Genomic DNA, 12,129 nt, shown 5'->3' on the forward strand with positions numbered 1-12,129 from the left:
ATTTAGTTCTTGGTTATAATTTTTTCGAGACTTGCTTTTTTGTTGATTACGTCAAGCATAGCTTGTAAATAATTTTGTTGTGTAGCATATAATTGGCGCTGTGCTTCGCTCAAATCAAAGCTAGAAGACAAACCTTCTTTTAATTTGATTTGTTGTTTATTTTCAATTCGTTCAGCAAGAGTCAAGCTGCTTTTAGTAGTGTTCAATTGTTCTAAACTGTATTCGTAATCGCTTTTTGCTTTCTCAAATTGCAGTTTTAAACTTTGCTCTACTTGTGTCATTTGTGTTTTGGCTTGTTCTAAGGCAATTTTGGCTTGTTGTGTTCGAGCGCTTCTACCTAAACTACTAAAGATAGGGACGTTTAAACTTAATCCTACATTAGAAAAATTAAGCCATCGCTGATTGTTAGTGAAAAATTGAAATTGGTTTCCGAAGGCATTGTATCCAAAATTATAAGCAGCAGCTAGAGAAGGGAGTGCGTTACTTTTTTCTAACAAAAGCAATAGTTTTTTACTTTGAACAAGATTCTCCTGAATTTTGAAATCAATCGAATTTTCAACTTGAAATGGAGTAGTGCTTAATTCAAAATTGATATTGTTTAAGGCAAGACTATTTAGATTTTCAGTTAGAATCAATTCTTTTTCTATAGTAATTCCAAGAATTAATTTCAACATATTGGTAGCAATAACCTTTTGTCTTTTGATGTTTTCTTGCGCACTTTTGATTGTAGTTAATGTAATCTGAAGTTGTTCTACATTTTCTTCTTCGATCAAACCATTTTTGAAAATTTGACTAGTCTCATTTAATGTTTTCTCCAAATTGGTTTTATTTTTTTCTAAAATAGCAATGCTTTCATTAGCCAATAAAACATTTCCATAAGCATTAACTACCATTTCGCGAATCTCTTGGTTGGTTTTGATTTTGGCATTTTCTGAGATTTGCAAATACACTTTAGCCGACTGAAGCCCTACAATATAGGAACCATTAAAAATTAATTGGCTAACTGTTGCGTTTCCAATCATATTGTGTCGGGTTCCAAAAGCTACTTCTGCAAACTCTCCTGGTTGTCCTCCAAAAAATTCAGCAGGTATTAAAGATCGTTGTAATTCAATGTTATTTTGGTATCCAAGTGACGCATTTATTTGAGGAAGCCCTATGGTAGTGGTTTCCCATTTTTTCTTTTTTGCGGCATCAATGTCACGCGCAGCATTGATAGCGTTGTAATTGTTTTTTAGTGCATGCTCTATAGCTTCGTTTAAGCTAAAAGAATAGGATTCTTTTGTGAGATTAGTTTGTGCATGAATCACAAAGCTAATAGTTAAAAGGACAATTAATTGAATTTTCTTCATTGTATGATTAAGATTGATTTGAATTTAAATAGTTGTTTAATTCTGAAATTCCTTTTGTAGTAGCCATAGCTCTGATATGGTATTCTAAAGCTTCTAGTTCCAATTTTTTAGCTTCTTTTTCGGAGCTAATATTTTCATTAATGGTGAAAATAAGTGCATAATAAAAATAAACATAAGATTCTACATTAATATTATTTCGATATAGCCCTTCACTTATTCCTTTTTCAATGTTTTGTTTGAATAATGAATTACATTCTAACTGCAATTTTTCAGTCAATTTTTCATGAATTTCAGGATAATGTTTTTTAAGTTGATAGGATGGAGATGTTTCTATAGAGACAAACATTTCTTTAATCATCTTAACGATTTCAAAATTTTCTTGTATGGCATTATAATTTTTAGCTACTATTTCATTTATAGTGGAATAAATGGTATTAGTCATAATGTAGGTAGACTCAGCAACTAGTATTTCTTTATTGCAAAAATATTTATAGATTGTTTTTTTTGAAATACACATTTCATTAGCAATGTCGTCCATAGTAACGCTTTTGAAACCAAGTTTCAAAAAGAGTTGGGTCGCTTTTGCAATAATTTTTTCTTTCATGTTTATTTTAGGAGGTGCAAATATAAGGCGGAAACTTGGAATACCAAAAAAGTTTCCATTGTTTTTTCTGATAGTGTGATTGAGAAGTTGTATTTGTAAAATCTCGGGCTTTTTTGGCAGTAATTATTCCGATTCTAATTGTATCTTTGGAGCTTTGTTAACCAGAATAAAAGTAGCTATGCATTCTATTCAACAGTATCAAGAATTTGTTTTGGAGTTTCTAAATGCACAACAGCAGGAGCGGGAACCTAAAAATTTGTATGAGCCTATTCAATACATTTTAGGACTTGGCGGCAAAAAAATGCGTCCAGTACTTACTTTAATGAGTGCTGAAATTTTTGATGCTGATTATGTAAAAGCACTACCAGCAGCTTTAGCAGTTGAGGTTTTCCATAATTTTTCTTTAGTTCACGATGATATTATGGACGACGCTCCTTTGCGAAGAGGGAACATAACAGTACATGAAAAATGGAATATCAATACTGGAATTCTTTCTGGGGATGCGATGTTAATTTTGGCCTACCAATATTTTGAGCAGTACGAACCATTTATTTTTAGAGAATTAGCCAAGTTGTTTAGTAAAACAGCATTGGAAGTTTGCGAAGGGCAGCAATGGGATGTTGATTTTGAAACTCGTTCAGATGTTACCATTCCAGAGTATTTAAAAATGATCGAATACAAAACCGCAGTTCTAGTGGCGGCAGCTATGAAAATGGGTGCTATTGTAGCAGAAACTTCGGCTGAAAATGGCGATTTAATTTATGATTTCGGACTGAACTTAGGTTTGGCTTTCCAATTACAAGATGATTATTTAGATGCTTTTGGTAATCCTGCTACTTTCGGAAAACAAATTGGTGGAGATATTATTGAGAATAAAAAAACCTATTTGTATTTAAAAGCAATTGAGTTTGCTTCTGCCGAAGAGAAAGCTAAATTATTACAATTGTTTTCGGTATCACTAGAAGAAAATGCCACTAAAATAGAGGAAGTTAAAACTATTTTTAATGCTACTGGCGCTACTAAGGCTACACAACAAGCTATACAAGATTATACATTAATGGCTTTTGCAACCTTAGATAAAATGAATGTTAGCTCAGAAAAGAAATCGATGTTGAGGTCTTTTGGGGAGAATTTAATGAATCGCAATGTCTAGTTCTTTCGTCGCCCCATTAAATACGGATGTATTGCTTACCGAAGCTAGTAACGAAAATTTGTACTTCAACTTAATTGAGCAAATTAATAAAGATTTCAATTTAGCCAACGAATCCATTGATTTACCTCAGGACATTCAACCCGAAGAATTAAAGTCGGCTTTACACGAAAAAATCTATCGATTGATTCAGTATAAGTTCGCCGAATACTTGAACTTACTTTACATTGTTGATGTTCCAGAAGATCAAGTAAAGAAATTAGATGGATCTGATATTGCAGAATTATCCAAACAGGTTGCTTTTTTAGTCTTAAAACGAGAATGGATGAAAGTCTGGTTTCGAAATAAATACTAAGTTATTCTAATTCTGATTTTAAGATTGTTTTGTTCCACAATTCAGCGCCGTCTTTATCAAATAAACTCATTTTCATTTGGCGGGTTTCTTTTTCGCCAGAAAAAGACAAAGTCCCAAAAACATGTTGCGCAAATAAGCTGCCAGGCACTCTATTAGTGTTAGGTTCTTTAGTTATTCTTTCAACGTTTCCATGCCCAGAGGTTAAAGGTGAAACAGTCCAATCGTACAATGGATAGGTGTTAGGTCTTTTTAAGGTGGACAATTCTGTAAAATGCCTGTCTCCAGAAATAAATACAACTCCTTTTATTTGGTTCGCCAAAATCTCGCTTAACAAAAAGTCTTTTTCAGATTTGTAGTTTTCATAGTTTTCAAAAACAGCTTCGGTATTTAAAACTTGTCCGCCAATAACTATAATTTTAAAACTCGCTTTTGAATAGGTTAAGGCGTCAATTAGCCATTGGATTTGTGCTGATCCAAGCATAGTTTTTTCTCCAGTTTGACGTTTGTTTGGCGATTTGAAAAAACGATTATCTAACAAAAAAAGTTCGGCATCACTCCAATTATAGCTGGAGAAAATGCCTTCTTTTTGCTCGGCATCCATCCCGTAAGATTTATTGGCCCAAAAATCTTTGAATGCTTGTTGGGTAGTGTATTTGTTGTAAAAACTACGATCACTATCATCTGGTCCAAAATCGTGGTCGTCCCAAATGGCTATATTTTGTGTGCTTGCAAGCAAAGGTTGCATTTCTTTTAATGCTCTTGAATGTGTGTAACGGTGATAAATTCCGGATTTACTATCCCAGTCCGCTTCTCGTAAATACACATTGTCTCCTCCCCATAGCATTATGTCTGGATTTATTTTAGCAATGCTTTCAAAAATCGAATAGTTAGAACCATAAGGTTTTCCTGGTCTATCTAATGCTTCTTCACTAATATAAGAGCAACTTCCTAAAGCAATCGTAAAATCAGGCGCTTTTTCCCGCCATTGCCATAATTTTTTTGATGAAAATGAAGTGTCATAAGGCAACGCGATTTTTTGATTATTAATCAATAAATCGTAATGGTATTCTTTGCCTTGTTGCAATTGCGTTAGTACAATATGATTGGTAAAATAATTATTCTCTGATGATTTATACGTCTTCGAAGAAAAAACTTCTGCCGGTTTGTCTTTTGCATAATAATCTACACGAACAGAAGCTTCTTTTGTAGTTTGCGCCCAAATAACGGCTTCAGTCATTTCACAATAACCTACCATAGGACCGGACTGCAAAAGTGTTTTTTGAGAATATCCAAAGAAAGAGCAGCTAATTAAAAGGGAAAGAAAGATATTTTTCATAATGTATTTATTGAGTGCTAAAGTAGTATTTACGGGATAAAAAAAGGTAATTAATTTAAAAATAAAAACGAATAAATGGCATAAGCGCATCGCTGTATGTACTTTCATTTTTGTCAAATAATAAGTTGTATCGAGCTCCAAGGGTTACATTTCCATTGCGATATCCAGCTCCAACATACAGACCAGTATTCCAATATTTTCTTGACACTTGATTTGAAATAAATGATGATGTTGTATTGACTCTAATTTGTTCCAGCTCAAGAGAAAGTTGAATTTTTTCAATTGGATTAAATAAACTAATTGCACTCACGCCATAAATAGAAGAACTGTATTGATTCTTTAGTCGGGTATAACTTCCAATTAGCCCAGAACCAACACTTATATAACGGTTTAAAGGATAAATTGCGCTTGGAGCAATAGCTATTTCCGTGTAACCTGATCCTAAATTCAATCCAAAACCACCGCCAAACTGGACTTTTTCCCAGAACATAGTAGGAGTTTTATTCGCAATCGTTTGCGAGTAGCCATTATCAAATCCGATTAAAACAAACAAAATTACAATTGAATTTAATTTGATAACCTGGTTAAAATTAATTTTGCGCATAATTTTTTTCGGTATTTTTAACAAAATTTAACGTAAAAGTAGATAAATAATAGGATTAAATAGATTGGTTTATTGTACTTTTGTCAACAAATTAAACAAAAAGCATATTAATCAATAATTATGGATAGGTTTTCCTTTTTAAACGCAGCTCATACCGAATTTTTCGCTCAATTATACGACCAATATTTAGATAACCCTGATAGTGTTGAACCAAGTTGGAGAAGTTTTTTCCAAGGTTTTGATTTTGGAATGGCAACCTATAATGAGGAAAATGTCATTGATCAAATGACTTCTTTCGCTTCTAATTCTGTTTCTAATGGAACCGTTTCTGAGAAAGTACTGAAAGAATTCAACGTAATTAAATTAATTGACGGATATCGAACTCGTGGGCATTTGTTTACTAAAACAAATCCTGTTCGTGATAGAAGAACCTATTCTCCTAATTTAGATATTGAAAATTTTGGATTGGTTGCAGCCGATTTAGAAACGGTGTTTGATGCAGCTAAAATTTTAGGAAAACAACCTACTTCGCTTAAAGAAATTATTCGTCATCTCCAAAATATTTATTGTCAATCTATTGGTGTGGAATACATGTACATTCGTAAACCAGAAGTAGTACAATGGATTCAAGATCGATTGAATGTCAATGAAAACTTACCCAATTTTAATGTTGAACAAAAGAAAAATATTCTAGATAAACTTAATGAAGCAGTTTCTTTTGAAAACTTTTTACATACTAAATATGTAGGTCAAAAACGTTTCTCGTTAGAAGGAGGAGAAAGTATAATTCCAGCTTTAGATGCTTTAATTGAAGCTGCTGCCGAAAAAGGAGTAGAGCAATTTGTAATGGGTATGGCACACCGTGGAAGGTTAAATATCTTAGCCAATATCTTTGGCAAAGCCACTCAAGACATCTTCTCTGAATTTGACGGAAAAGATTACGATCAAGAATATTTTGACGGTGACGTTAAATACCATTTAGGATTAACTTCTGAAAGGAAAACGAAATCAGGCAAATCAATCAATATTAATTTAGCGCCAAACCCGTCTCACTTAGAGACTGTTGGAGCGGTTATTGAAGGGATTACACGTGCCAAACAAGATAAATATTTCCCCGACGATTTCTCAAAAGTATTGCCAATTGCCGTTCACGGAGATGCTGCAGTAGCAGGACAAGGAATTGTGTACGAAATTATTCAAATGGCACAACTAGACGGTTACAAAACAGGGGGTACTATTCATTTAGTGATAAATAACCAAGTTGGTTTTACCACCAATTACCAAGATGCACGTTCATCGACTTATTGTACGGATGTGGCTAAAGTTACTCTGTCGCCAGTTTTGCACGTAAATGCAGATGATACAGAGGCGGTTGTTCACGCCATGTTATTTGCGTTAGATTATAGAATGACTTTTGGAGGAGATGTATTCATCGACCTATTAGGATATAGAAAATACGGGCATAACGAAGGCGATGAGCCTCGTTTTACCCAACCCGTTTTATACAAAATTATTGCGCGTCATAAAAACCCAAGAGATATTTATGCTGAAAAATTGATTGTTGATGGCATTATTGACCAAGCGTATGTAAATAAAATCGAAAGTGATTATAAAGCGAAATTAGACGAAAATTTACAAGAATCGCGCAAAAGAGATTTGACGATTATTAAGCCATTCATGCAAGATGAGTGGCAAGGATTTGTTCAAGTGTCTGACGATGTTATGCTTCAAAAAGTAGATACTACTTATGATAAGAAAAAATTAGACGGTATTTTAGAAACAATTTCCACATTACCATCGGATAAAAAATTCATCAACAAAATTTCTAAGATTGTAACCGATAGAAAAACAATGTACGACAACAATCAAATCGATTGGGGTACTGCCGAAGCTTTGGCTTATGGTTCGTTGTTACAAGAAGGATACGATGTTCGTTTGTCAGGGCAAGACGTAGAAAGAGGAACGTTCTCTCACCGTCATGCTGTGGTAAAAGTAGAAGATAGCGAAGAAGAAGTAGTTCTTTTAAATTCAGTGAAAGATAAAAAAGGACAGTTCAATGCCTTTAACTCGTTCCTTTCAGAATATGGTGTTTTAGGTTTTGATTATGGTTATGCTTTGGCTAATCCAAATGCCTTAACGATTTGGGAAGCACAATTTGGAGATTTCTCTAATGGATGCCAAATCATGATTGACCAATACATTTCTTGTGGAGAAGATAAATGGAACAACCAAAATGGTATCGTACTATTATTGCCACACGGTTACGAAGGACAAGGTGCTGAGCACTCTTCGGCAAGAATGGAACGTTATTTACAACTTTGTGCTCGTCATAATATGTATGTAGCTGATTGTACTACACCAGCCAACTTCTTCCACTTGATGAGAAGACAAATGAAAACGAAATTCCGTAAACCTTTGGTAGTTTTTTCACCTAAGAGTTTATTGCGTCATCCATTGTGTATTTCTACTCAAGAGGAATTAGCAAACGGAAGTTTCCAAGAGACAATTGACGATAATTCAGTAGATAAATCAAAAGTAAAAACAGTAGTTTTCTGTACAGGTAAATTTTACTATGATATATTAGCTGAAAGAGAAAAACTAGAACGAAATGATGTAGCTTTGGTTCGAATAGAGCAATTATTTCCATTGCCAACAGAACAATTGAAAGCGATTATTGCTAGCTATCCAAATGCAGATGATTACGTTTGGGCACAAGAAGAACCAAAAAACATGGGAGCATACAGTTATATGTTAGTGAATTTTGATTTGGTTCCTTGGCGTTTAGCCTCATTGAAAAATTATGCAGCACCGGCTTCAGGAAGTCATACTAGAGATAGAAGACGTCATGCTGATGCCATTAGAATGGTTTTTGACAAGAATTTATTTAGATAAAATGCCAACTGTTTATTACATAAACGGATTTAGATTTTTCTTTTATAGTAATGAACATTTGCCAAAACACATTCATATTGAAAATAGAGATAAAACAGCAAAGTTTTATCTTAAAATGCTGAATTAGTAAAGTCTTTTGGATTTAATCCAAATGAATTAAAGCAAATACGTATTTTAGTCGAAGAAAATCAAGAACTATTAATTCAAAAATGGGATGAGTATTTTAACAATTAACAAGTCAAAAAACGCAGTTGATATAGCTTTTGAAGATTCAAAAATGATTGTTTTTTTAGAAGACGGAAGAGAATTGTCAATACCTCTTGAATGGTTTCCAAGATTAAGAAAAGCTACTTCTGAACAATTAAGTAAATGGAGGCTTATTGGAAAAGGAGAAGGAATTCATTGGTCGGAAATTGATGAAGACATTTCAGTAGAAAATTTATTAGAATAATATTAGAACAATAACAATATAAAGTTACAAACGATGATTTTAGAAATGAAAGTCCCTTCACCTGGGGAATCAATCAAAGAAGTAGAAATCGCAACTTGGTTAGTAAAAGATGGCGATTATGTAGAAAAAGACCAAGCCATTGCTGAAGTAGATTCAGACAAAGCAACTTTAGAATTGCCAGCAGAAGCTAGTGGTGTCATTACACTTAAAGCGGAAGAAGGTGATGCAGTTGCTGTAGGTGCGGTAGTTTGTTTGATTGATACGGCTGCAGCAAAACCATCTGGTTCAGCTCCAGCTCCAGTTACAGAAGCTCCAAAGGCTGAAGAAAAGAAAGTAGAAGCTCCAAAAGCAGCTCCAGCTCCAGTAGCAACCTATGCTGCTCAAGCGCCTTCGCCAGCGGCACGTAAAATATTAGACGAAAAAAACATCCAACCTTCAGACATTGTTGGAACAGGAAAAGATGGACGTATCACTAAAGAAGATGCTGTGAACGCAGTACCTTCAATGGGAACTCCAACAGGAGGTTCTCGTGGTACTGAAAGAATTAAATTATCGATGTTGCGTCGTAAAGTAGCGGAACGTTTAGTAGCTGCTAAAAATGACACGGCTATGTTGACTACTTTCAATGAAGTGAACATGACACCAATAAATAATTTGCGTAACGAATACAAAGATGAATTCAAAGCAAAACACGCTGGTGTTGGTTTAGGATATATGTCTTTCTTTACAAAAGCAGTTACAAGAGCGTTACAATTGTATCCAGATGTAAACTCTATGATGGATGGAGATTATAAAGTGGCTTATGATTTCTGTGATATTTCTATCGCAGTTTCAGGACCAAAAGGATTAATGGTACCGGTAGTTCGTAATGCAGAAAACTTGACTTTCCGTGGAGTAGAAGCTGAAATCAAACGTTTGGCAATCAAAGCTCGTGACGGACAAATTACAGTTGACGATATGACAGGAGGAACATTCACTATTACTAATGGAGGTGTTTTTGGAAGTATGTTGTCTACGCCAATTATCAACCCACCACAATCAGGAATTTTAGGAATGCACAACATTATTGAGCGTCCAATTGCTGTAAATGGTAAAGTAGAGATTCACCCAATGATGTATGTGGCACTTTCATATGACCACAGAATTATTGATGGTCGTGAGTCTGTTGGATTCTTAGTAGCAGTAAAAGAAGCGCTTGAAAATCCAGTAGAATTGCTTTGCGATAACAATCCTAAAAAAGCATTCGAATTGTAAGACTTCGACAAGATCAGTCTAAATAATTGTCATTCTGAACTTGTTTCAGAATCTAAATCCTAAACTCTCTAAAGAGTTTAGGATTTTTCGTTTATTTGCCAAACCTAAAAATCAAACTATGTCATTCAATAAAAAGTCGGCCGCAATAGAGTTTATCTTCATTACCATGTTAATCGATATTACGGGTTGGGGAATCATTATCCCAGTTATCCCTAAATTGATCAAAGAATTGATTCATGGTGATATTAGTGAAGCAGCCAAAATTGGAGGTTGGTTGACATTTGCTTATGCGATAACTCAGTTTTTGTTTGCGCCATTAGTAGGTAATTTGAGTGATAAATTTGGGCGAAGACCTATCATTTTGATTTCGCTGTTTGCGTTTTCATTGGATTATTTGTTATTGGCTTTTGCGCCAACAATTGAATGGTTATTTGTAGGGCGAATTATTGCCGGACTAACAGGAGCAAGTATTTCAACTGCAACTGCTTATATTGCCGATGTGAGCACACCTGAAAACAGAGCTAAAAACTTTGGGATGATAGGTGCGGCATTTGGATTGGGATTTATTATTGGACCTGTTATTGGGGGTTTGTTAGGACAATTTGGCGCCAGGGTTCCGTTTTATGCTGCAGCAGGTCTTTGTTTATTAAACTTTTTGTACGGTTACTTTATTTTACCTGAATCATTGGCTAAAGAAAATAGAAGAGAATTTGATATCAAAAGAGCCAATCCTATTGGTGCTTTATTGCATTTAAAAAAATACCCTAAGTTAATTGGTTTAGTAATAGCTACTTTCTTATTGTATGTAGCGTCTCACGCAGTGCATAGTAATTGGAGTTTCTTTACCATGTACCAATTCAATTGGGACGAAAAAATGGTAGGAATATCGTTAGGTGTAATTGGACTGTTAGTAGGGCTAGTTCAAGGTGGTCTGATACGCTGGATTAATCCAAAATTAGGAAATGAAAAGAGTATTTATGTAGGGATGGCTTTATATACTATAGGTATGTTTTTATTTGCCACTGCTACAGAAAGCTGGATGATGTTTGTCTTTTTAATTCCGTATTGTTTAGGAGGAATTGCTGGGCCTGCTATGCAAGCCGTTATTTCAGAACAAGTTCCTGCTAATGAGCAAGGCGAAATCCAAGGAACAATGTCGAGTTTGATGAGTGCTTCGGCAATTATTGGCCCCCCAATGATGTCTACTGTTTTTTATTTCTTCACTCATAATGAAGCTCCATTTAAATTTCCTGGAGCGCCATTTGTTTTAGCAAGTATTTTGATGTTATTGAGTACAATTATTGCCTATTTATCTTTTAAAAAGCGCGTCTAAATTTTATAAATTCCAATTCATGATTATTACCGATACGCATACGCATTTGTGTTCAGAAGAATTTGACCAAGACAGAACTGAGATGATTCAGCGAGCAATTGCTGTTGGAGTTTCTCGTTTTTTTATACCGTCAATTGATAGTTCTGGAACGCAAAAAATGTATGATTTGGAAGCGCAATTTCCAGACAATGTGCGTCTGATGATTGGTTTGCATCCTTGTTATGTAAAAGATAATTATTTGGACGAATTGGCTCATGTAGAAGCACAATTAGCCCTTCATAAATTCTATGCTATTGGCGAAATTGGGATTGACTTGTACTGGGACAAAACAACTTTAGCTATTCAAAAAACCGCTTTTCAACGCCAAATCCAATTGGCAAAACAACATAAATTAGCCATTAATATTCATTGTAGAGATGCTTTTGACGAAGTTTTCGAAGTGTTGGAATTAGAGAAATCTCCTGAATTATTTGGAATTTTTCATTGTTTCTCGGGCGATTTGGAACAAGCCAAAAGAGCCATTTCGTTTGGATTAAAATTAGGAATTGGAGGCGTTGCGACATTCAAAAATGGTAAAATTGATCAGTTTTTAAATCAAATCGAATTAGAACACATAGTACTTGAAACGGATTCACCTTATTTAGCTCCTGTACCGCATCGAGGCAAACGAAATGAAAGTAGTTATGCTGTTTTGGTCGCTCAAAAATTAGCAGAATTATACAACATGCCGTTATCAGAAATTGCACGTATCACGACTGAAAATTCCAAAGCTATTTTTGGGATTTAACTCAGAATCAGACT

General features: G+C 34.5%; 12 protein-coding genes and 1 pseudogene. 9 read left to right on the forward strand and 4 right to left on the reverse strand.

Annotation, left to right across the window (positions count from 1 at the left end; translation table 11 throughout):
* Nucleotides 1–2: 2 nt before the first annotated feature.
* Nucleotides 3–1,349, reverse strand: coding sequence for a TolC family protein (locus LPC23_RS03825; RefSeq protein ID WP_229331212.1), 1,347 nt, complete (start codon nucleotides 1,347–1,349; stop codon nucleotides 3–5).
* A 7-nt stretch (nucleotides 1,350–1,356) separates the two neighbouring features.
* Nucleotides 1,357–1,953 (reverse strand): TetR/AcrR family transcriptional regulator, encoded by a 597-nt coding sequence (locus LPC23_RS03830; RefSeq protein WP_229331214.1) that lies wholly within the window; start codon nucleotides 1,951–1,953, stop codon nucleotides 1,357–1,359.
* Between the two features lie 178 nt (nucleotides 1,954–2,131).
* On the opposite strand from LPC23_RS03830, the gene LPC23_RS03835 reads away from it, so the two are divergent.
* Nucleotides 2,132–3,106, forward strand: a complete 975-nt coding sequence (locus tag LPC23_RS03835; protein ID WP_229331216.1) for a polyprenyl synthetase family protein — start codon at nucleotides 2,132–2,134, stop codon at nucleotides 3,104–3,106.
* Nucleotides 3,099–3,458, forward strand: a complete 360-nt coding sequence (locus tag LPC23_RS03840) for a hypothetical protein (protein WP_229331218.1) — start codon at nucleotides 3,099–3,101, stop codon at nucleotides 3,456–3,458. Before LPC23_RS03835 ends, LPC23_RS03840 begins: the two co-directional genes overlap by 8 nt.
* Nucleotide 3,459: 1 nt before the next feature.
* On the opposite strand, the gene LPC23_RS03845 is transcribed toward LPC23_RS03840, so the two are convergent.
* Entirely contained in the window at nucleotides 3,460–4,794 is a 1,335-nt protein-coding gene (locus LPC23_RS03845; RefSeq protein ID WP_229331220.1) for an alkaline phosphatase D family protein, read from the reverse strand.
* A 55-nt stretch (nucleotides 4,795–4,849) separates the two neighbouring features.
* Nucleotides 4,850–5,398, reverse strand: coding sequence for a hypothetical protein (locus LPC23_RS03850; RefSeq protein ID WP_229331222.1), 549 nt, complete (start codon nucleotides 5,396–5,398; stop codon nucleotides 4,850–4,852).
* Nucleotides 5,399–5,518: 120 nt separating this feature from the next.
* Between LPC23_RS03850 and LPC23_RS03855 the strand changes: the two genes are divergently transcribed.
* From LPC23_RS03855 to LPC23_RS03875, 7 genes and pseudogenes are all read left to right on the forward strand, one after another.
* Entirely contained in the window at nucleotides 5,519–8,290 is a 2,772-nt protein-coding gene (locus LPC23_RS03855; RefSeq protein WP_229331224.1) for a 2-oxoglutarate dehydrogenase E1 component, read from the forward strand.
* A gap of 1 nt (nucleotide 8,291) precedes the next feature.
* Nucleotides 8,292–8,417, forward strand: a complete 126-nt coding sequence (locus LPC23_RS10295) for a DUF4160 domain-containing protein (RefSeq protein ID WP_420842315.1) — start codon at nucleotides 8,292–8,294, stop codon at nucleotides 8,415–8,417.
* Between the two features lie 35 nt (nucleotides 8,418–8,452).
* A pseudogene (locus LPC23_RS10300) lies at nucleotides 8,453–8,524 on the forward strand (hypothetical protein); the annotation flags it as partial.
* Nucleotides 8,505–8,741, forward strand: a complete 237-nt coding sequence (locus tag LPC23_RS03860; RefSeq protein ID WP_229326713.1) for a DUF2442 domain-containing protein — start codon at nucleotides 8,505–8,507, stop codon at nucleotides 8,739–8,741. The pseudogene LPC23_RS10300 and the gene LPC23_RS03860, both read left to right, overlap by 20 nt.
* A 33-nt stretch (nucleotides 8,742–8,774) precedes the next feature.
* The gene (gene odhB / locus LPC23_RS03865; protein ID WP_229331226.1) at nucleotides 8,775–9,995 is read left to right on the forward strand and encodes a 2-oxoglutarate dehydrogenase complex dihydrolipoyllysine-residue succinyltransferase; all 1,221 of its coding nucleotides are present in this window, start codon (nucleotides 8,775–8,777) and stop codon (nucleotides 9,993–9,995) included.
* A 118-nt stretch (nucleotides 9,996–10,113) separates the two neighbouring features.
* Complete coding sequence (locus LPC23_RS03870) at nucleotides 10,114–11,328, forward strand: TCR/Tet family MFS transporter (protein WP_229331228.1); 1,215 nt, start codon at nucleotides 10,114–10,116, stop codon at nucleotides 11,326–11,328.
* Between the two features lie 19 nt (nucleotides 11,329–11,347).
* On the forward strand, nucleotides 11,348–12,115 hold the full coding sequence (locus LPC23_RS03875) for a TatD family hydrolase (RefSeq protein WP_229331230.1): 768 nt from the start codon (nucleotides 11,348–11,350) through the stop codon (nucleotides 12,113–12,115).
* Nucleotides 12,116–12,129 lie beyond the last annotated feature (14 nt).

The sequence above is a fragment of the Flavobacterium ammonificans genome (assembly GCF_020885975.1).
GTDB lineage: Bacteria > Bacteroidota > Bacteroidia > Flavobacteriales > Flavobacteriaceae > Flavobacterium > Flavobacterium ammonificans.